Raw genomic sequence first — 19,805 nt, 5'->3', positions numbered from 1 at the left:
TGAGTTACGCTGCACGCTTACCCAATCGGTAACACCCAGCGCAATGCCAAATATGTCCAACGCCAAATGACCCGGAACTTCATCGCGGCGCTGTGCTCGTCGGTCGCAGCATTGATGACCTGCATGACAGCGGTCCCGGCTGCCGAATGCCCCCGCAAGGACGCGCTCGGCACCTCGCGCGTTCTGACGGTGGACGCTGCCGTCACGCCGCGCGTCGGCCTCAAGAGCTTTCCGCAGACGCTGCCGCTGGAGGACCACGAGGTGGTGCTGACCTTCGACGACGGGCCATGGCCGGCGACCGACCGCAAGATCCTGGCGGCGCTGGCGCAGGAATGCGTACGCGCCACCTTCTTCCTGATCGGCAGGTCGGCCTCCGCCCATCCCGAACTGGTGCGGCGGATGGCAGCGGAAGGTCATACCGTCGCACACCACACCTGGACCCATCACAATCTCAAACACATGAAGCCGGAAGCCGCGATCGGCGAAATCGACAAGGGCATCGCGGCGGTGGAAGCCGCACTTCACGGCAAGGCCACGACCACGCCGAGTACGCCGTTCTTTCGCTTTCCCTATTTCGAGATGACGCCCGCGACGCTGGACGCCTTGCAGGCGCGCGGCATCGCGGTGTTCGGCGCCGACCTCTGGGCCAGCGACTGGAATCCGATGACGCCGGCGGAACAGTTGAAGCTGCTCACCGAGCGGCTGCAGGCCGCGCGCAAGGGCATCATCCTGCTGCACGATCCCAAGGCGCAAACATCAGCCATGCTGCCGGCGTTCCTGCGCTGGCTCCGCGACAACAGATATCGCGTGGTCCACATCGTGCCGGTTGGAGCCAAAATCGTGTCCGACAAACCACAATAGATCACGATCTGTTTGGTTGACGCTGTTCTGTGACGTGGATCGCCACCGAATGGCCAATTAGGTGTAGAATTAAGGTGATTTGGGCGGCATTCATGTCGCCGGATGTAGGCTGTTGCGTGCTTATGGAATGAAGCCGGGGTTCAATGACTGCTAGCGTGCTTGGAGAACTTCGGCGGCGGCCTTTCACAGCCCTGTGCGTCGGACTACTGGGCGCGATTGCCGCGCAGACGGCGTCGGCCGCCGATTGCCCGGGCCATCCCGACGCCATCGGCACCTCACGCACCATCGTGGTCGATCCGCGCGCCCATCCCGTCATCGGCACCATGCAGTATGCCCAGACTCTGCCGCTCGAGGACCGCGAGGTGGTGCTGACCTTCGATGACGGTCCGCTGCCGAAATACTCTTATCAAATCCTCAACATTCTCGCTGCGCATTGCGCCAAGGCGACCTTCTTCCTGGTCGGACGTCAGGCCCAGGGCAATCCTGAAGGTGTACGCAAGGTGCGCGACGCCGGCCACACCGTGGCCACCCACACCCAGAACCACCCGGCCGGCATGCATCTCCTGCCGCTCGATCGCTCCCTGCAGGAGATCGAACAGGGCATCGCCTCGGTCACCGCGGCGCTGGGCGACGGGACTGCGCCCGCGCCGTTCCTTCGCATTCCGGGCCTGCGCGTCAATGACGGCATGGAGGCGTTCGCCCGGTCCAAGGGACTGCAGATCTGGAGTGCCGATTTTCCTGCCGACGACTGGCGCGACGTCACCGCCGGCCGGGTCTACGACCTCGCGATCCAGCGGCTGGAGGCCAAGGGAAAAGGCATTTTGCTGCTGCACGACATTCAGCCGCGCACGGTCGAGGCGCTGCCGCGGATTTTGCATGAACTGAAGGCGCGCGGCTACCGCATCGTCCATGTGGTGCCGGCCGCCGCCGACCGCCCGGTAACGCCGACCGAGCCTCCGCAATGGCAGCTACGTCCGGCATCGGAGACGGTGGCCATCGCGCGCTGGCCAAGGGTTCCGAAATTTGCCGCGGCCGGCCCAGCGGCGCTGCCCGCGCCGGCGCTGCCCCACCTCGACTGGCGCACCAGCGATTTCGGTGCGCAGGCCGCGCGACGCGGACGCAAGGCCCCGTTGCCGCCGGTGGCGCTATGGCCGCAACCAACGAATTTGCCGCCGGCCGGTACGCTGGCGGCGCTACCGATTCCAGCGGCGATTCTTTTCAAGATTCCGGAATCGGCGCGCCTGACCCTGCTGGCTTCCCCCACCCGCCGCGTGGCCGCGGCGCAAGCGCGCGCAACGGAAGCCTCAGCCGCAAAGGCCGGCGGCAAACGCAGCCGCCAGGACGGCAAGGTCGCAGTCCGGTTACTGACACCTGCCGGGCATGGCGAGCCGACTCCGCAAATCACCAGCACGGCTGTCGCCAAGCCGGCGGCCCAAGCCAGGCGGAATGGGCGATCGGTCGATGTCGCCGGGTTGAAGAAGCGCTGACCTGGGGCTTGTTCCGATTAAACCGGAGCGGGGCTCCAGTTTTTGTTTTGGCGCGTTTTGTGAGCGCGAACCGGTGCCCGCCCCGGATCAAGTCCGGGGCACGCTTTCGCTAGTTCGTCACGATCTTGGCGATGCAAAGCAGGATGACGATGGCGAGAAACAGCAGGTCGATATAGGCCTTGATCTCGCCGGCATGACGCAGCTCGGTGACGTCGGTGATGACCTGCTTGCGCGTCGACGTTGTGTTCGGCCCCTCGGCCATCGCCGCCGCCACGCGTCGTGTTTCCAGTTCCAGCCGTTCGATCCGCTGGAAGAAGCTGAACGACCGCAGCGCCGATACCGCATGCATCCCGGCATAGATCAGCATGAGAAGCGCTAAGACGACGCGGTGCTGGTACTTTTCCATGAAATTCAGCGCGAAATACACCAGCGCCAGGAACACGAAGTTGGACAGGACGCGATAGGCGTAACTCAAAAACAGCATGAAGATGCTCCGGGTGGTCTTCGTAGTTTCGTAGTTCCAGGAAACGCCGGACGGCAGCAAGGCCGGCCGGAATCGATGAGCGGCGGGCGCGCCCAGTTTACGCGAATGCTGCGCCGGCGGGGACAACAACCCGCGTCCTGCCGCAAAGGATTCGCGCGCCGTGGCATTGAGGACACGCGCCGGTCTCGCGGAAGTGATTGCAATGTACCAAAATTGCAGCGCTAGGGTGCATGTCGCAGGGGGACGGATTCCTCAAATACGGAGGCGGGCTGCTCCGGGCGCCCACTCCTCGCTCTGAGGCTTCTGTTGGTCGGACATCGCAAAACGACCGCGATTTGCGGCGGGTCCAAGTTTCCGGAATTTCTAGCAAATTAAGGCGAGCGCGGCACCTGTGTGTACTACGGACTTTCGCCGACGGTTGCCGGTAGACTTAATGACAGGTGTCGCGCCTGGCGTGGCTCTGGCGTTTGTCAGGCACCGGGCACGCGCAGGCATTCGGCGGCGGCGATGGTCTGCTGTCGGCGGACGCTGGAATACCCCGACCACCCCGTCACCGGGGCTTCTCCGGCGTTTTTCCCGGCGTTCACCTAGCTGGGCAGATACTGAGCCCGATCCGGCTATCGGAGCGCCGTTGGCATCTGGAAAGTGAAACGGGTTTCTTCGGCGTTTGAATCGACTTCCATGGTGCCGCCGTGCGCCTTGGCGATTTCAGATGCTATGAACAGGCCGAGCCCCAACCCCTGCAAGGACGCGCGGTCCTGGCCGCGATAGAAAGGCTGAAACAGCCTCTCCATCGCGGCGGGAGAAATCGGCTCACCTGAGTTGGCGACCGACAGTTCGAATGAACTGCCATAGGTCGCGGCCCGTACGCGAACGGGCATATCGGGCGCCCCGTGCGCAATGGCATTGCCAAGCAGATTTGAGAACAACTGCCCAATTCGCTGGACGTCACAATAGACTGGATTGCGAATATCAAAGCTGGCTTCGATGGTTCGCGCAGAATTGCCCGAATGAAGTTCTGCAATGACCTGTTCAAGAATGGGCTGAAGCGGCTCGTTGGTGGTGCGCTCCAGGCTGAGACCGCCGCCCAATCGACCACGCGCAAAGTCCAGAATGTTATCGATCAGGCGAGACATTCTGTTGACGCTGGCCTGCATCAGGTCGGCAATCTCGGTGACGGCCTCAGGAGTCGTTTTCTTCCCTATCAATCTCGCGCCCGCCGCAATTGATGCGAGCGGATTGCGCAAGTCATGGCCCAGCACCGCGATAAACTGTTCCCGCAATTCCGACGATTGACGCTCGTCAAGCAACGAGGCTTCGCTCTGGGCCAGCCGGTCGACGGCATCAAGGTGGCTTCCGATAAGCTCGGCAAACAGTTTGAAAGTTTCAATTGTTTCGGGATTGTTGAGCCGGGCCGGACGAGGATCGATGGCGCAGAGCGTGCCGAAAAACGTTCCGTCCGCGAGAATTATGGGAACTGAAATATAGCTTTGAAAGCCGTACATCGCCGGCGTGTGATGGCCGCAGAACGTCTGGTCTTCAGCAACATGGTCGATGACGACAGCCTTGTGACTTTGCCGAATTTCGTGACAGATCGTCGTTTCGACTTTGAGCTCGCCGCCCGGCTTGAGGCCGAACTGTATTTCGTCGCGGACAGCACAGCATATCCAGCGTTGCTCGGTGACACGAGCGACGGCCGCGAAACCCATGCCGGTCACGCGGCAAACCACATTGAGAATCCTGGAAACGGCATCGATGCGCTGGATCGCATCGATGTCCGCCTGAAACGAGCCTTCCATTACTTACAAACCCAAAAACCGCCTGCGCCATCGCCTGAGATTTCGATCTTACAGAAGCCCGGCGGTTTGGCCACCGGCACTTCTCGAACGCTGCCGCTTCGAAGCTTTCCGCAAATAGATTTAACTAATCGTTTTAAAAGTGCGTTTTGTCCTGGCGGGCCGTTTTGAAGATCTTATCGTTTCGGCAGGCAGCAGCCGACGGCAGGCCGCGCGATGGCGCCCGCCTCCGGGATTGCCACATGGGAGAAATCAGGCTTCTCACCCGGACGACTGGCGGGCTTCGCCACGTGAAACTGCAACGGGACAACCGCCATCAACTTCTCCGTATCGTCAGACCGGCGAATTGCAGGTCGACGCCCTGGCCCCGTGTTCGACGAACGACAGAGTTGGATGCCGAACAAACCGCTGGCGGAGGCTGACCGCGTCCACGCACGCATCGCTCTGGCCGAAATACCCGAGGTAATGGAGGCCTATCTCGTGACGGGTGACTACGATTATCTGGTGAAGCTCGCGGTCCGAGATACGGATCACTACGACGGTTCTTGCGGGAATCGCTCTACCGCGTTCCCGGAATACGCCAATCAAGGACAACGTTCGGCATCCGAACGCTCAAGAGATCGCTATCGGTTGAGCTAAACAAGTTTCGGCCGTAGCGGCTGGGCGGTTGGGACAGATGGCCAACTGTCGATCACCTCGGCAAACCTCGTCAACTCCTGGACGAGCCGCTTCTGACCGTCGGACCCCAGCGGCAACAGCCGGCGGCGCTGTGCCTCGAAGACGCGCGGGATCGCTTCGTTGATGACGACCTCGCCTGACGCGGTCAGTTGCACCCGCAGGGTGCGGCGATCATTCGGCTCCGGCAGCCGCGCCAGAAAATTCTGAGCCTCCAGTTTGTTGAGGCGGCTGGTCAGCCCCGCGCCGCTCAGCAGCAGCGACTGCGCGATCTGCTTCGGCGACAGGCAGTAAGGCGAGCCGGCACGGCGCAGCGCGGTCAGCACGTCGAAGGTGCCGCGCGTCAGTCCGAACGGCTCAAGTGCTTCCTCGATGAAAGCGGTGCATTGCATCTGGATGCGACCGATCAGGCCGTAGACATGCACCGGGCTGGTGTCGATGTCCAGCCGCTCGGTTTGCCACTGCGAAAAGATCGCGTCGACCTGCTCGCGCGCGGCACGCCCCTTCGCGACCCGGCGCAGCGGCGGTGTCGCCGTCGCGTTATCCTTCGACCGACCTGCTGTCGGCTTCGACCTGCTCATGTTCGTTCCTTGTCGCGCGCCGGACGCCATGCTCACGGCGTCCAGTCGACCACGCGCCGCTCGAGAAATTCAATCCCGTGAAAAAGCGCAATGCTAAGCACAGTCAGCAGCGCGATGGCCGCAAAAGCAAGTGGTGTCTGCGACTGCGCGGTCGATATCAGAATGAGATAGCCGAGGCCGTCCTGCGCCGCCACGAATTCGCTAATCACCGCGCCGATCACGGCGAACGTGACTGCGACCTTGCAGCCGGTGAAGAAGTGCGGCAACGCCACCGGAACCCGGAGACGCCGAAACACCTTGTGCGGCGACGCGCCGAGCGAGCGCATCAGATCGAGCATCGTCTTCGGCACCGCCTCCAGCCCGGCGACCATGTTGACCAGGATCGGGAAGAAGCAGACCAGCACGACGACGATGATCTTCGGCCATTCCGACAGCCCGAACCACAGGATGATCAATGGTGCGACCGCCACCTTGGGCACCGATTGCAGGCCGAGCAGGATCGGGTAGAGCAACTGGCGCGCCAGCGGGTTGAGGCTGATCAGGATCGAAAGCGGCAGCGACAATACGATCGCCAGCAGGAAGCCGACAACCGTCTCACGCAGGGTCACCCAGGTGTTGTGCGCCAGTTCGGGCGCCCATTTCACCGCTGCCTCGAAAATCGCGGAGGGCGCCGGCAGAATCCAAGTCGGCACCTTGAGCAGGTGCGCCAGCAGCTCCCACAACGCGAGCAGCGAGAGATAGATCAGTGGCGTGGCCGCGCGTTTGACCAACTTCGAGGAAGAGGAAGCAGCCATCCGTCACGCCTGCGCGCGGTTGAAGATGATGTCGCGCACCTGATTCTTGATCTCCTGAAAGCGCGGCAGCTTGACGGTCTCGGCATTGCGCGGGCGCGGCAGGTCCACGGCGATCTCGGCGCGAATCGTGCCCGGCCGATCCGACATGATCAGGATGCGGTCGCCGAGCAGGATCGCTTCCTCGATGTCATGGGTGATCAGTAGCGCGGTGCGACCGAGATCCTGCCACAACCGCGACAATTCCAGCGATAGTTCCTCGCGCGTGAGAGCATCCAGGGCACCGAACGGCTCATCGAGCAGCAGCAGGCGGGGGTCGGACAGCATCGCGCGGCAGAAGGCGGCGCGCTGCTTCATGCCGCCCGACAGCATCTGCGGGCGCTGGTTCGCAAAATCCTTCAGGCCTGTCATTTCCAAAAGGCGCATCGCGCGCGCGCTGGACGCCGCCTTCGGCAGCGACAGGACGTCCGCAGGCAGCAGCACATTCTCCAGCACCGAGATCCAGGGAAACAGCACGTGCTCCTGGAACACGATGCCGACTTCATGTGATGGGCCGTCCAGCGGCGCGCCGTAACGCTGCATGCTGCCTTGGTCCGGCATCTCCAGCCCGGCGACCAGCCGCAGCAGCGTGGACTTGCCGCAACCGGAGGGGCCGACCACCGAGACGAAGCTGCCGGGCTCGATCCGCAGATCGACCGGACCCAGCGCATGCACCGCGCCGCCGTCGCGGCCGGCATAGACCTTGGTGACGCCCTTGAGGTCGATCGCCGCAACGGATGCCGCGGGTGATGGCGCCGGCGCTGCGCGAAGGCCGGTCGCCGCGATCATTCGACGAAGCCGGGCGCGAACAGTTCGGCGGGCGGCACCGGGTTCTTCAGCGTGAAATTTGCCGACATCACCTCGACGGTGCCCGCAATGCTCTTCGGGTCGATTTGGCCGAGCGGCTTGCCCTTCACCTCGGCGAGTTCGCTCACCAGCCTGGTCTCGCCTTCGATCACCGCCGGCGACAATTCCTTCTGGTACTTCGCCATGATCGCGGCAGCTTCGGTCGGATTGGCGAAGGCGTCCTTCATGCCTTTGACGGTCGCGCGGACGAAGGCGCGGACCTGGTCGGGATTCTTTGCGATCGTCTCCTCGGAGGCGATCAGGCCATTGCCATAGTAATCCAGGCCGGAGTCCTTGTAATCGATGCGGACGATCTCTTTCGGCGCGGTCGCGGCCGCGATCAGCGGCTCACCGACCGAGAACTGGCAGATCGCATCGGCGCGGCCATTCGCCAGCAGCGACGGCAGTGCAGAGCCTTCCGCCACCACCCACTTCACCTTGTTTGCATCGATGCCGGCCGCCTTGGCGAACGCCGGAAACAGCAGGCGGACCGAGCTCGATGCGGTATCGGCGACCGTCTTGCCTTCGAGATCCCTCGCCGAAGCAATGCCGTTGCCCTTGATCGCGAAGATCGCCTGCGGGGGCCTGGCGTAGACGATCGACACCAGTTTCACCGGCACGCCGTCGTTGCCGCGCGCCAGCACCAGCGATCCCGCGTCGGCGAAGCCGAATGTCGCAACGCCGGCAGCAACCTTCTTGATCGCATCGGCCGAGCCCTGCCCGCGCACGAAGTTCACGTCGAAACCTTCGGCCTTGTAGTAGCCCTTCTCCCGCGCGACGTAGAAATAGGCGTGACGGCCGTTGAAACCGAAATCGGTGATGAAATTGATTTCGGCGGCATCCGCAGGCCGCGCGCCGGCCGCCGCCAGCATCAATGCGAGAGCAACGGCAAGGCGAGCACGCAGTGTCATGGTCCTACCTTCATTGAATGGGCGTGTTGAATGCGCCGGGCGTCCAGCGCCGTCATGAAGCGCACGCCGATGGTTTCGTTCGCTATCGAACGATAATTGGATTTCTGCCCAATAAGATCAACGATCTGCCCGCGCAAATTTTGATCAGCATGCGCAATTGACAGCGCAATCTATGCGCATTTCGCCCGATCCTCGGGCATTGCATGGCTTTTCTTGACAGGCCCGTCTTCGACGCTTTAAGCGATTTCATTAGATAGCGAACAATATGCCGCAACGGCGATGGGTGCGGTTTGACACGAGGTGTTGAGATGGATCGCGGAACGCGGATCGCCGTTCTGGGCGCCGGGCTCGCCGGACTCACGGTCGCCGGGCTGCTGCAGCGCGCCGGCTTCCCGGTCGCAGTGTTTGAGCAGTCACCGAGTTTCTCACGCATCGGCGCCGGCATCATTCTTGGCGCCAATGTCGCGAAGGTGCTGTGCCGTCTCGATCTGGAGCAGGCTTTCGCCACCACCGGCATCCGGCCCGACGCCTTCGTCAGCCGCGCCTGGGACAGCGGTGAAACACTCTACAGGCTGGAATTCGACGAGGCCTGCGAGAAGCGGTTCGGCGGGCCGTTCGTCAATATCCACCGCGCCGACCTACACGAGCTGCTGCAGCAGCCGCTCAAACCCGGCACGATCCGGTACGGACACAGACTCGCGGGGATCGAGGAGACCGCGCACGGCGTAACGCTGTCGTTCGACAATGGCGCAACCGCCGAGGCCGATATCGCCATCGGCGCCGACGGCATTCGCTCCAAGGTGCGCGAGATCATGCTGGGCGCCGAAGAGCCGCGTTTCATCGGTCGCACGGCGCCACGCGCGGTGTTTCCGGCGGATCGGATCAAGGGCGAGCCGATCGGCGACTGCACCAAATGGTGGGCGGCAGACCGCCACGTGCTGGCGTATTACATGACCGCGCGCCGCGACGAGGTCTACGTGATGGCTGCCTTGCCGGCCGAGCGCTGGGACGGCGACGGTTCGCCGCAGCGCGGCAACCGCGACGCGTTCATCGCCGCCTTCGACGGTGCGCATCGCGACCTGATACGCGCGGCGGAGGCCGTGGAAGATGTGACGGTGTGGCCGATCCACGATCGTCCGCGCAACGATTGCTGGAGCAAGGGGGCCGTGGTGCTGATGGGCGATGCGTGCCACGCGGTGCGCCCGTTCATGGCGGCCGGCGGCTCGATGGCGATCGAGGACGCCGCCATTCTCAGCCGCTGCATCTCGGAGTTCGCCGATCCATCGAGCGCCTTTGCGCGATATGCCGCAATCCGGATTCCCCGCGTCGCCGACGTCCAGCAGATCTCGATCGACAACACCTGGATGCACGGCCCGACCGAGACCGACTGGTTCTTCGGTTACGATCCCTGTCTTGTCCCGCTCGACGCCGCCGCATAGGAGCCGACATGTCTGAAGTCGAACCCATTGACATCAAATCCATGGCGCAGGGCGAGATCCGGCCCGATCCGATGCAGGCGCGCGATCTGGTCGGCTATGGCGAAACGCCGCCCGATCCTCGCTGGCCGGGCGGCGCGAAGATTGCCGTCAGCTTCAGCCTCAACATCGAAGGCGGCGGCGAGTCCACATTGGCCAATGGCGACGCCGTGTCGGAGGGGATGCTCAACGACATCGGTGTTGCCGCCAAGAGCGGCGTGCGCGTGCCGCTGGTCGAATCCGTCTTCGAATATGGCAGCCGTCGCGGCGCCTGGCGCGTGCTCGATATCCTGCAGCGATTCTCTGTTCCGGTCAGCATCCTGGGCGTGGCGCGCGCGCTGGAGCAGAATCCGGCGCTGGCCCGCGCCTGTGTCGAGCGCGGCCACGAGATGGTCAGCCACGGCTACCGCTGGATCGATTATTGCGATGTCGACGAGGCGACCGAGCGCGAGCACATCCGCCAGGCCGTCGACACGCTCACCAAACTCACCGGCAGCCGCCCGCTCGGCTGGATGACGGGGCGGCCGGGTCCCAATACGCGCCGGCTGATCGCTGAGGAAGGCGGCTTTCTTTATGATCGCGATTCGCTCGCCGACGAACTGCCGTACTGGATCGCCACCGCGCATCGACCCCATCTGGTCATTCCGTATTCGTACGAAGCCAACGACAACCGCTTCAACGAAAATTCCGGCTTCTCCACCGGCGAGCAGTTCTTCGACTACATGCGCGACGCTTTCGATCTCCTGTACGCCGAAGGCGTCGCCGGATCGCCGAAGCTGCTGTCGATCGGTTTGCACGACCGTCTGATCGGCCGTCCCGGTCGCGCCGGCGGCCTGATCAAGCTGCTGCAGCACATGAAGGCCTTTGACGGCGTCTGGTTCTGTCGCGGCATCGACATCGCGCGACACTGGAGCATGCATTTTCCGCCAGCCAGCTGAGGATTTTCCGACAAAGCGCGCGATAGCCCACGGTCATCGCGCCGGCATCATCTCGGCGAGACTTCCGCCCTGCTCGTTGTCGACCGCGAGCGGAATATGGAACTCCGACGCTATGCGCCGAGCGCGATATCCGCCAGCATCTTTGGACTGAGGGGCATCGCGTACGGGCGCACGGCTTCGTTCTGAATCACTCCAGAATTTCCGTAGCTGGTCTCCCGGCCCGGCTCCTGCGATCGATGAGAATAAGTTATTCGCTGGCAAGGTTGGGCGCAGCCGCGTCGTGTCGATGAACAAGAAGACATGGGCGGCCAAGTTCAACATGCCGTTCTGGCTGGCATAAATGAGCCCAAGAAGAGCTGCCATGGAGTGCGCCAGGCCTCCGTGCCGAGGTCGCGGCCTACGTCGACTGTACCGAATGCCGGATGATGGCAACGTTCGGCTGGACCGATCCGAAGATGCCAGCGCACCACACCGCTCAGGCGAATCGAGAGAGGCTCGGCATCAGTGGAATGCACAGGATCGACGCGTTCGATCAGAGCCAATCACCCAACGATTTTATGTCCCCGCCTCAGGAAAACAGCGCGCGAACACCACGCGGGGCCGAAGTGGCAGCATGCCCAGGCAAAAAGCTTAATGATTTCAATGGAGAATGCGGGTTTGTGGTGCGCTCGGAGGGCGTTCGCATTTGGCGCGATTTCAATGGCTTACAGCGACGATGAACGAGTTGAGGTGCATTTCACGCTCAAAGGTGCCTTTGGGCGGCGCTGAAAACGGCTACGGGTGACCCGTCATATGTCAAGCCAGCCAAGTGCGCCTGACCGATCATAACGGGCTGCACGTGTAGGTCTTGCCGGGCCCCTCGCCGAGACCGCCAAGGCCAAATCGCAGCGCCCGAGGCGTTTACGCCACTCGCTTTGTCAGAAAAACCGCCAGAACTGATGATATTTCAGATGTTTATGGGCAATAAAGCGTGCCCAGCGGAGCCGCAGCACGGCCTGCCCCGGTCTTCCGTGCGATCAGTTGCTCCCTAGATAAAGCAGGCCTCATCTTTCGGAGATAAGGCAGGTTGCGATCGGGCCGTGGCATTCGTCGGCCACCCGCGACGGAGGTCCGCGGCACATCCAAGGAACTCCCTTGTGCGGATTTTGCCGCCTAGCCTATAAGTTGTAGGGGCGGCGGCCACACCCTTCCTAAGGGGCGGCAATTCGCGTGGTGCAACCCAAGTCGGAGTCCAAGACTTCGACGCCTTCCTGCAAGTTCGTTCCGGCATGATCCACATCGAGCGCGTAGACCTGACAGAGCGGGGCATCCTGCTGCCGCACGATCGCGTGGGCATAGTGATTGCCCAACCTCATCTGACATTGACGCAGCAGGAACCGTTCAGGACTGTCCCGGCCTGCAAAGCCGAGCTCTTGGCCAATTTGACAGCCACGCTGACCGTCTCGCGAGCCGCGCCGCATCACGCCGGGAAAACACATTTCACGATCTTCCCGGAATACAGCATCCCCGGCTTGGATGGGGTTGACCTGATCGACTCCACGCTCGCGGACCAGCAGTGGCCCACCGGAACGATCGTCATCGGCGGAGTGGATGCGCTCTCGAAGCACGATTTCGCAAGTCTGGCGGGTCGCGCCGGTAGCCACTCCGACACCGTGCATAACGGGCTGGGCAGCATCGGCGCCGACGAATGGATCAATTGCGCGATCACCTGGACGAAGGCCGCAGATGGTACGGTCGAGCGCTGGTTGCAGCCCAAGCTTTGGCCAGCTTGGGAAGAGCAAGACATCAGCTACCAGAATATGTATCGGGGCAAATCGATCTTTTCCTTCAAGGGGAATTTGTCGAATGGCCTGAGGTACCGCTTTTCCTCGCTGGTCTGTTTCGACTGGATCGCCACGATCGGCGCCAAGCGGTCATGGCGATGGGCCCTCGATGATCTCGGCATCCAAGCCGGCGAAGGCGAGCTGGCGCTTTCATGGATGTTCGTTATCCAGTACAACCCGCGCCCCTCTCATCCAACCTTCATGAGCCAGGTAGATTCCTTCTTCGATGGAACAATCGTGCCGAACGTCCGGCGAGACCGCACATGCCTCGTGTTCGCCAACAGCGCAGGGAAGCCCGTCCCCGGACGATCCGAACTCTACGGCGGCACCAGCGTGGTTTTTTCACCGCAAACGTTGTTTCAGGAAGCCACTTCAAGGCCTACGGTCGCGAGGGGCGGTCCACGCTTCAGAGGCAATCCGCTGTTGAATGCCTTCCGCGATACGTATTTCCGTGAGAAAGGCGCATGCATTCATTCGTTCGTCCAGATCAACCCTGACACCGTCATTGCTGGAGCAGCACACCGCTCGTTCGCAGTCGATCGACCGTTCGTCTACCCGCTGGCCGCTCCCCCCGATCCACGCACACCATCCAACATGGTCCCGGCCTGCGTAAAATGGATCAACGATGAGCTCGACGACATAACAAGCCTCAGCGACGTGCAGCCTGCGGGCGACCTCGGCGCCCGCGCCGACGCTGCTCATGCGACGTCGATTCAGGAGTTGCGCGCGCTCTCCGCACCCTCCTGCAACCGGGTGATTAAGTTGGCCACCGCGCGCGACGCAAACAGCCGCGCCGCTTTCGAAGACGACGCCGATGCGTGGGACGCCGATGAACGCGGCGCCCTTGGTCACGTAGTGAATACGCTCGATTTGTTCGGCGTGTGCGGCGGGGTCACGGCAGGCAATCCGGATGCCGGACATGCCACGGTGTCGATCGGCGGAAAGACACTCGACCTGCTCGCCGTACGGGGCAAGACACATGACCAATGCCACAAATACGCCCAAACCCAATTCACGCCGAATACTCGCCGGCAGGCGATCCTGGTCACGCGCGATCGTGACAACCTGCCGCGCAAACGCCGGTCTGGCAGCATCCTTCAAACCACCGTGCCGAAGCTCGGTGATGAGCGCAAGATCACCGATCCCGAAAGTGCGATCATCCACGTAGACTATCAAGGATTGATAGCCGCCTTCAACGATGCGACCACCGTTGAGGAACTCTCACAAAAAGTAGCTGCCCATGTCGGCGCTTAACGAAGGTCACGCGGAAGCAGTGAAGGCGTGCCTCGGTCGGGTGCCGGGAGGCACCCTGTCGGTGTTGCAGGCAGGAACAGGCGTCCCGGTCATCATCCTGCAAACCGATCGGGTCGTCGCGGCCTTTGCCTTTGCGGGTTCCGACCCACGCATAACATTCGAAGAAACTTACGAGGCGTTCAAGGTCGAGGCCGAGCGATCGAAGGAATGGGATCAATACGATCTGTCCTACGTGCTCTGCATAGCGACAGACACTGACAAGCTCGACCAGCTCGCATCGAACATCGAAACCGACGTCTATTTTTGCCGCAAGTTCGTGGTGCCGCTCACTGAGCAAGTCGGGAATGCGCTGGCGCGGCTGCCCTTCCTTCCATTGACGCAACTTGACGGCCCGGCCCTTCGTCCGGCATCGGCCCAAACATTCCTTCAACAGTCCGGGGTCCCAACGACGCTGGCCCGGCAAATCGTGGTTCAGCACGAACGGAGCGCCGAACGGATCGTCGAAGCCTGTCTTGTCAACGAGTATGGAAGTCCAAAAGCACCGACGCGCGTGGCAACGTTGTCCGCCGCTTCCGGCGAACCAACTAGCGCGCCCGTGTTACTCGAATCTGTCACGATCGAGAACTTCCGAGCATATCGCTCTCCGATGACGTTCGATATCGGCAGCGAGATTACCGTGCTCTTTGGACCCAACGGGTTCGGCAAGACCTCGTTCTTCGACGCCATCGACTTCGGCATCACTGGATCGATCGGTCGCCTCAAGATTACCGATACCGACCGCTTCCGCGAGGTCGCCGCCCATCTCGACAGCAAGCCGGAAGATGCCCGGGTCACCTTGACGTATCGATCAGATGGGAGATTGCACACGATCGACCGGACAGTAGCCGACCCAACGCATGCATTGCTGGATGGATCGCCGACCGACCGAAAGCCCATCCTCAAGCAACTGACCAAGAGTGGAGAGGCCGTCGCCGAGCGAATCGACAATCTCATCAACTTGTTTCGTGCGTCTCACCTGTTCAGCCAAGACAATCAGGCTCTGACGCAGAGTTTCAAGGATCATTGCACCCTGCCGCGCGACATTGTCTCGCGCATGCTGGCGTTCGAGGATTATGAGAACGCGTTGAAAAAGTCCGCCAGCATCGTAGCGATACTCAAGAACAGCCTCGATGCGCTTTCCTCCGAGATATCGGATACCACGGCTTCCTTGAAGACGGACAAGTCCGAGCTCGACGGACTTCGTCGCACCATCAAGGACAAGTCGAACATTGGCGCACTCAATGCCGAGTTGCGCAACTTGCGCGCCGCGTTGAAAGATATCGGCGTCGACGCGGGCGCCGGTGCAGCCGATGCCACGGCGGTGCGTGGCTGGCGGGCAACGCTGGAGGCCCGCATTGCTGAAAGCGACGGCAGGATCGCCCTTCTTTCCGAGCTTGCGAAAGAAGTGGTTCGGCTGCCCCCTCTCGTCCAGGAAGGGAAGGACCTGCGGGCGCAGCTCGCAGCGGGCGATGCCCGCAGGGCGACCGCCGAGCAAACGAAAGCGTCCGTCCAGCAGCAACTCGACGCGGCCCGCAAGCGCGTTGCAGAGATCGCGCCCCAGATCGGGCAGGCTCAATCGGCGCTCGACAATCTCAAATGGGTGCGTGATCAACGCCCGGGCTACGCGACCGCGCTCAACTCGCTCAACGTCCAATCCGAGCGCCTCAATCGGGCGACCGACGAAATCGCCGTAGATCGCAACCGGTTAGCAACCGCCTCGGCCGATCTGCAGCAAAAATCCAATCAGCTTGAGATGTCCGTTGAACGGCAGGCTGCGGCGAGAAAACGTTCCGCCGATCTGGAAGCACTCCGCGCGGCCTTGGGCCCCTGGAAGTCAAGCGCCGACCGCCTCGCCGAAATTAGGCAACAGGAGGCCGCTCAGAACGAGACCTTGCTGGAGTTGCGCGCGGCGGAGCCCACGCTTCAAGCGCAACTGGATTCGAATGCTCCGCCGCAGGCAGCGCTCGAGCGGGTGATCGCTGATGCCGATCGCAGCCAATCCGAGCTTCGACGATTGCTTTCCCAGCTGCAAAACCATATCACGGACGGCAACTGCCCGCTGTGCGGCGTCGATCACGGTAGCCAGGATGCGCTGGTCCGTCACATTCAGGAGCAGATGACGCTCGACAGCGCGGGAACGGCACGCACCGAACTTGCCGGGCTGCGGCAGCGTATCCAGGAAATCACCCGCCAGCTCGCAGGAAATCGTGAGGCGCAAAAGTCCACCCAAGCGCAGTTAGGCCAACTCGCGAACGATCGCATCGCACGTGATCGCGAGATTAATCTCTGGGCGAGCGCTGCAAATGGCCTCGGTCTGGATGCATCTGCAGGTCTGGCTGCATTGACCCGACAGATCGCGGCCAACTCCACCGAAGCACGCAAGGAGATCGAAGATAGCAATTCTGCCGTGAAGTTGGTTGCGGATGCTGCTGATGCGGCAAAGGGTGCCGTTGACGCGCTCACCAAGTCGATTTCACAGCAGGAGTCGACGAGGACTGCGGTGATTTCGGAGCTGGAGCGAATCCGCAAGGAGCTCACGACATTACGTAGCGACCCGCGCTTGAGTGGCGTGACGTTGGATTCGAGCGATGACGAATTGAATGAAGCGGAACGAGGTCGCTCGGGGCAGCTCGATGAGCTTCGCAAATCTCACGATGCCTCAACACAGGAACAGACAAGGCTACAGGGGCTGCTCGATGCGGAGTCACGCGCTCTCGCCGAGCTTGCAGGCGAACTCCCGGTCCTTCGCAGGCGCGCAAACGAGAACGAGCAGGCAAGGAAGGCGATCATTGCGCGACTTGCCAATGCCGATTTACCGGAAGATTCCGACGAGCAGGAATTAATCAGCAAGCTGGGAGACGAAACCCAAGCGCTTGCCCGCCTGCGCGCCCTGCTCCAACGTGTTGCAAGTGCCGAAATCGGCCTCGATGCTGCGACGACGGCGGCCGCGCTTGCTCGGCTTGAAGCAGGCGTAGCGGAGAAAGAAAAGCTCATCGCCGAGAAGAAGGCGTCGCGTGCCGCTCGAAAACCCTGGCGTGATTACTTCGCTGCGATCGAGAAGATTTTATCCGACGAACAGGCTGCAGCCATCGCCAACTTCACGCGCCAGTACGGCCCGAGGACCTCAGTCATTCAGCGTCGGCTTCGATCAGTCTACGGCTTCGACGACGTCGAGATCAGTAGTCGCAGGTCCGAGATTTCTGTCACGGTTAAGCGGCACGGCGTCGATCTGCGGCCCGTCGACTATTTCAGCGAATCGCAAAAGCAGACGCTGCAGCTCGGGCTCTTTCTCACGGCTTGCAGCGGTCAGAACTGGTCATCCTTGGCACCGGTCTTTCTCGATGATCCCGTCACGCATTTCGACGATCTGAATACGTACGCACTGCTGGATCTGATCATGGGTTTGCTCAAGTCAGACTTCGGCGCTCGACAATTCATAATCTCGACGTGCGACGAAAAGCTCTTCCAGCTCGCGCGCCAGAAATTCAACTATTTGCAGAACAGCGTTCGCTTCTACCGTTTCCGCGCCATTGGCGAAGACGGCCCACTCATCGAGCGAGTCGGTTCCTGAATTGTAAAACGAGCGGACGAGATGGCTTTGTCAGATCGTAGCGCCAGGGAACAATCCAGCTAAATGACGGGATTCCAGACACGAGCAAGCAGAAAAATTCGATGGGAAGGGCCCAAGTGAACAGTCGATGCTGGTGTTTACAATCATCTGATCAACGACAAGACAACCGACGGGAGCTCAACGGCTTCCTTTGCGCGCGTAAGGGCAACGTAGAAAAGCCGTACCTCGGCCGGATCGGGGCTGGTGTTCGGCTTTCCCGGCTGACTGCGCAGAAAATCATCCATGAGCCGGACAGTGCTCCATTCGCGACCCTTTGCTTTGTGGGCGGTCGAGATGGTCAGGTCGCTTCGCTCTTCGTCAACGGTTCGGTTGAGGGCCCACATCAGTTGACGCTCGCCGCGCGCTTCGACCAGGTTGACGAATGACAACAGGTGGTCTCCCTCGCCGCTCTTGGCGAATTCAACAACCTGCTTCCATTTGTCGAACCCGAAGAAATCTGGGACAGTGCTCTGCTTGCCTTCCTTGAGATCCTGTACGCCGCGCAGCATGTCCATCACCTCATCGGTGCCGCCGACCAGGTGGGGTTTCTTGCCTTCATCCAGGCACTCGATGATTGCCGAAATGGTGGAGGCATTGGTGCGCGCCAGGATGGTCTGCGGCTCAACGCTTCCGACCCGGCTCATGACCGCCACGTTCCCCCTGAGCGGACGCTTTTCGCCGAGAAGAGCCAGAAGCTTCGAGGCCCATTCCGCGATGGCAGGGCCGAAGCGGAACGAGGTGGTGAGGTAGGTCTCCCCCTGGGTCTCGATCTTCTCCATCGCGTTCACAGCGCCGCGCCACTCGTAGATTTGCTGGTACTTGTCGCCCACGTAGATCATCTGGGCAGGTTGCTTCCGGAGCACGTCCAGCACAACCGGGTTGGTGTCTTGCGCCTCGTCGAGGAGAATAAAATCGGCGGCAATCGCAGGATTGCTGAGGGCCCACAATTTCAAGTAGCCGTCGTGGCCGAGCGGCATGGGATCGGTTTCACCCCTCATGCGGCCCCACACGTGCTTTGCGCCGTGGAGGGCGAACTCGGTCACGGCCCGCATCGTGGCGCCGGGGGCCGCGAGCAGTGAGCCGTGCCGGGGAACGTGATGCGCGCCTAGTTCGGCGTCGGCGCTCTGCATGTAGCGGCGGAGCGTATCAAGGATGAGATATCCCTGCGACCTCGGCTGCAGGACGTGCCGGCCGTCGACGTTCCACCGCTTCAGGTTCAGCATCTCGGCAAGCTGATTGGCGTTGACCTTCCCGGTCATCTTCTCCGAGTTGCTTCGGTAGGCTGACGACGTCGCCCTAAAGGCGAGACCGTGGCTGGTCGAGCAGTTCACGGTGTTGGGGAATTTCTCTTTGGCATCGCGGACAATGTCGCGGTTGAACGCGATGTATTGACCGCGCCTGGATGTGCTGTGCGCCAAGAATTCGAGTGTCGAGGTCTTGCCGGTACCCGCGTAGGCGTTGATCTTCACCGAGCCGCCGCGCTGAAACTGATCAATGGCTTGCTGCTGCTCCGCTGTCGGCTTGCGCGATGGCTTGCCCTTCGCAGCGGGAGGTGGCTTTGGCGCTGGGCCCGTCTTTGCGTTCGGTGGCGTTTTCGGCGCGCCCCGCGGTTCGCTGCGCGGCTGCTCGGAAACGCCCAAGAATCTTTGCGCTGCCTGAAGCAGCGAACGAGCCTTCGCGGTGGTGCGGAAGCCGAGTTCGTTGACCACTCTTTCTATTACCGCTCTGTCACCGCCATCTTGGGCGCGTTCAAATTCCTCTTCGAGTTGCGCAATCGACCAACTCGCATATTGGCGCGACACCGAGAAATGCCTCCCTGCAGCAGCCCTACATATTATCACAACAACTTGAAGCGCTGCTACCATCGGTGGTACTCCCGGCTGAGCAGGGGAGCGATGTCCAGTTACACCAGACTGTGCAGGCATTGCGGGCGCAGGATTAACCTGCGGCAAATGCCGCACGGCAAGTGGGTAGCCTTTGAGGGCGACCAGCAGCATGTTTGCGATGAGCCGGCCCCGCCAAGGGCCCCGCCTCCCGCAAGGCCCCGAACGCCGCCGCCCGCAGCTCCTACGCCGGCCCCCTTTGAGCCGCTTTACCCTGAGGTGGAGAAGGACGCACCTCCCAGCCCGCAGCCGGCGCGCCCGGTCTCGCCACCAGCGCCCGCACCAGCTCCACGGCCAGCGCCCGCACCGCAA

At 61.9% G+C, this 19,805-nt stretch carries 16 protein-coding genes; 7 read left to right on the top strand and 9 right to left on the bottom strand.

Annotation, left to right across the window (positions count from 1 at the left end; translation table 11 throughout):
- The first annotated feature begins 114 nt into the window (after positions 1-114).
- Positions 115-861, top strand: coding sequence for a polysaccharide deacetylase family protein (locus QUH67_RS14870; RefSeq protein WP_300948049.1), 747 nt, complete (start codon positions 115-117; stop codon positions 859-861).
- A 143-nt stretch (positions 862-1,004) separates the two neighbouring features.
- The gene (locus tag QUH67_RS14865) at positions 1,005-2,348 is read left to right on the top strand and encodes a polysaccharide deacetylase family protein (RefSeq protein WP_300947425.1); all 1,344 of its coding nucleotides are present in this window, start codon (positions 1,005-1,007) and stop codon (positions 2,346-2,348) included.
- Positions 2,349-2,457: 109 nt separating this feature from the next.
- On the opposite strand, the gene QUH67_RS14860 is transcribed toward QUH67_RS14865, so the two are convergent.
- From QUH67_RS14860 to QUH67_RS14850, 3 genes are all read right to left on the bottom strand, one after another.
- Complete coding sequence (locus QUH67_RS14860) at positions 2,458-2,832, bottom strand: hypothetical protein (RefSeq protein WP_300947424.1); 375 nt, start codon at positions 2,830-2,832, stop codon at positions 2,458-2,460.
- 617 nt (positions 2,833-3,449) lie between these two features.
- Positions 3,450-4,631 (bottom strand): GAF domain-containing sensor histidine kinase, encoded by a 1,182-nt coding sequence (locus QUH67_RS14855; protein WP_300947423.1) that lies wholly within the window; start codon positions 4,629-4,631, stop codon positions 3,450-3,452.
- A 173-nt stretch (positions 4,632-4,804) separates the two neighbouring features.
- Positions 4,805-4,945 carry a hypothetical protein gene (locus QUH67_RS14850; protein WP_300947422.1) on the bottom strand — a complete coding sequence of 47 codons (141 nt, stop codon included), beginning with the start codon at positions 4,943-4,945 and terminating at the stop codon, positions 4,805-4,807.
- A gap of 76 nt (positions 4,946-5,021) precedes the next feature.
- On the opposite strand from QUH67_RS14850, the gene QUH67_RS14845 reads away from it, so the two are divergent.
- Positions 5,022-5,267 (top strand): Lrp/AsnC ligand binding domain-containing protein, encoded by a 246-nt coding sequence (locus tag QUH67_RS14845; protein ID WP_300947421.1) that lies wholly within the window; start codon positions 5,022-5,024, stop codon positions 5,265-5,267.
- On the opposite strand, the gene QUH67_RS14840 is transcribed toward QUH67_RS14845, so the two are convergent.
- Genes QUH67_RS14840 through QUH67_RS14825 form a run of 4 tightly spaced genes read right to left on the bottom strand, consistent with a single transcriptional unit; the run spans position 5,264 to position 8,471 of the window.
- Entirely contained in the window at positions 5,264-5,884 is a 621-nt protein-coding gene (locus QUH67_RS14840) for a MarR family winged helix-turn-helix transcriptional regulator (RefSeq protein WP_300947420.1), read from the bottom strand. The two genes, QUH67_RS14845 and QUH67_RS14840, sit on opposite strands and share 4 nt — an antisense overlap.
- 32 nt (positions 5,885-5,916) lie before the next feature.
- A complete protein-coding gene (locus QUH67_RS14835; protein ID WP_300947419.1) occupies positions 5,917-6,678 on the bottom strand; it encodes an ABC transporter permease in 762 nt (253 codons plus the stop codon).
- 3 nt (positions 6,679-6,681) lie between these two features.
- Positions 6,682-7,503: an ABC transporter ATP-binding protein gene (locus QUH67_RS14830; protein ID WP_300947418.1), complete on the bottom strand. Its 822-nt coding sequence runs from the start codon at positions 7,501-7,503 to the stop codon at positions 6,682-6,684.
- On the bottom strand, positions 7,500-8,471 hold the full coding sequence (locus QUH67_RS14825) for an ABC transporter substrate-binding protein (protein WP_300947417.1): 972 nt from the start codon (positions 8,469-8,471) through the stop codon (positions 7,500-7,502). The genes QUH67_RS14830 and QUH67_RS14825 overlap by 4 nt, the downstream gene beginning before the upstream one ends.
- A 308-nt stretch (positions 8,472-8,779) precedes the next feature.
- Here QUH67_RS14825 and QUH67_RS14820 point away from each other — a divergent pair, with 308 nt between their 5' ends.
- Positions 8,780-9,910, top strand: coding sequence for an FAD-dependent oxidoreductase (locus QUH67_RS14820; RefSeq protein WP_300947416.1), 1,131 nt, complete (start codon positions 8,780-8,782; stop codon positions 9,908-9,910).
- A gap of 8 nt (positions 9,911-9,918) precedes the next feature.
- Complete coding sequence (locus QUH67_RS14815) at positions 9,919-10,884, top strand: polysaccharide deacetylase family protein (RefSeq protein ID WP_320416143.1); 966 nt, start codon at positions 9,919-9,921, stop codon at positions 10,882-10,884.
- A 33-nt stretch (positions 10,885-10,917) separates the two neighbouring features.
- Here the strand turns inward: QUH67_RS14815 and QUH67_RS14810 are convergent, their stop codons facing one another.
- Positions 10,918-11,247, bottom strand: coding sequence for a hypothetical protein (locus QUH67_RS14810; RefSeq protein ID WP_300948323.1), 330 nt, complete (start codon positions 11,245-11,247; stop codon positions 10,918-10,920).
- A gap of 905 nt (positions 11,248-12,152) precedes the next feature.
- Here QUH67_RS14810 and QUH67_RS14805 point away from each other — a divergent pair.
- Together QUH67_RS14805 and QUH67_RS14800 are read left to right on the top strand one after the other, a co-directional pair.
- Positions 12,153-13,961, top strand: coding sequence for a hypothetical protein (locus QUH67_RS14805; RefSeq protein WP_300947415.1), 1,809 nt, complete (start codon positions 12,153-12,155; stop codon positions 13,959-13,961).
- A complete protein-coding gene (locus QUH67_RS14800) occupies positions 13,948-17,571 on the top strand; it encodes an AAA family ATPase (protein WP_300947414.1) in 3,624 nt (1,207 codons plus the stop codon). Before QUH67_RS14805 ends, QUH67_RS14800 begins: the two co-directional genes overlap by 14 nt.
- A gap of 143 nt (positions 17,572-17,714) precedes the next feature.
- Here QUH67_RS14800 and QUH67_RS14795 read toward each other — a convergent pair whose 3' ends face one another.
- Positions 17,715-19,475: a UvrD-helicase domain-containing protein gene (locus tag QUH67_RS14795; RefSeq protein WP_300947413.1), complete on the bottom strand. Its 1,761-nt coding sequence runs from the start codon at positions 19,473-19,475 to the stop codon at positions 17,715-17,717.
- Positions 19,476-19,805: the final 330 nt, after the last annotated feature.

Origin of the sequence: Bradyrhizobium roseum (assembly GCF_030413175.1) — a bacterium.
Lineage (GTDB): Bacteria > Pseudomonadota > Alphaproteobacteria > Rhizobiales > Xanthobacteraceae > Bradyrhizobium > Bradyrhizobium roseum.
This window is presented reverse-complemented; position numbering and strand designations above follow the sequence as displayed.

Bases quoted from the DNA above. Each gene is read 5' to 3' on its own strand.
- QUH67_RS14805 (WP_300947415.1), top strand. From the start codon at position 12,153: ATGATCCACATCGAGCGCGTAGACCTGACAGAGCGGGGCATCCTGCTG.
- QUH67_RS14845 (WP_300947421.1), top strand. From the start codon at position 5,022: ATGCCGAACAAACCGCTGGCGGAGGCTGACCGCGTCCACGCACGCATC.
- QUH67_RS14850 (WP_300947422.1), bottom strand. From the start codon at position 4,945: ATGGCGGTTGTCCCGTTGCAGTTTCACGTGGCGAAGCCCGCCAGTCGT.
- QUH67_RS14860 (WP_300947424.1), bottom strand. From the start codon at position 2,832: ATGCTGTTTTTGAGTTACGCCTATCGCGTCCTGTCCAACTTCGTGTTC.
- QUH67_RS14865 (WP_300947425.1), top strand. From the start codon at position 1,005: ATGACTGCTAGCGTGCTTGGAGAACTTCGGCGGCGGCCTTTCACAGCC.
- QUH67_RS14840 (WP_300947420.1), bottom strand. From the start codon at position 5,884: ATGAGCAGGTCGAAGCCGACAGCAGGTCGGTCGAAGGATAACGCGACG.
- QUH67_RS14800 (WP_300947414.1), top strand. From the start codon at position 13,948: ATGTCGGCGCTTAACGAAGGTCACGCGGAAGCAGTGAAGGCGTGCCTC.
- QUH67_RS14810 (WP_300948323.1), bottom strand. From the start codon at position 11,247: ATGGCAGCTCTTCTTGGGCTCATTTATGCCAGCCAGAACGGCATGTTG.
- QUH67_RS14855 (WP_300947423.1), bottom strand. From the start codon at position 4,631: ATGGAAGGCTCGTTTCAGGCGGACATCGATGCGATCCAGCGCATCGAT.
- QUH67_RS14835 (WP_300947419.1), bottom strand. From the start codon at position 6,678: ATGGCTGCTTCCTCTTCCTCGAAGTTGGTCAAACGCGCGGCCACGCCA.
- QUH67_RS14870 (WP_300948049.1), top strand. From the start codon at position 115: ATGACCTGCATGACAGCGGTCCCGGCTGCCGAATGCCCCCGCAAGGAC.
- QUH67_RS14815 (WP_320416143.1), top strand. From the start codon at position 9,919: ATGTCTGAAGTCGAACCCATTGACATCAAATCCATGGCGCAGGGCGAG.
- QUH67_RS14830 (WP_300947418.1), bottom strand. From the start codon at position 7,503: ATGATCGCGGCGACCGGCCTTCGCGCAGCGCCGGCGCCATCACCCGCG.
- QUH67_RS14825 (WP_300947417.1), bottom strand. From the start codon at position 8,471: ATGACACTGCGTGCTCGCCTTGCCGTTGCTCTCGCATTGATGCTGGCG.
- QUH67_RS14820 (WP_300947416.1), top strand. From the start codon at position 8,780: ATGGATCGCGGAACGCGGATCGCCGTTCTGGGCGCCGGGCTCGCCGGA.
- QUH67_RS14795 (WP_300947413.1), bottom strand. From the start codon at position 19,475: ATGGTAGCAGCGCTTCAAGTTGTTGTGATAATATGTAGGGCTGCTGCA.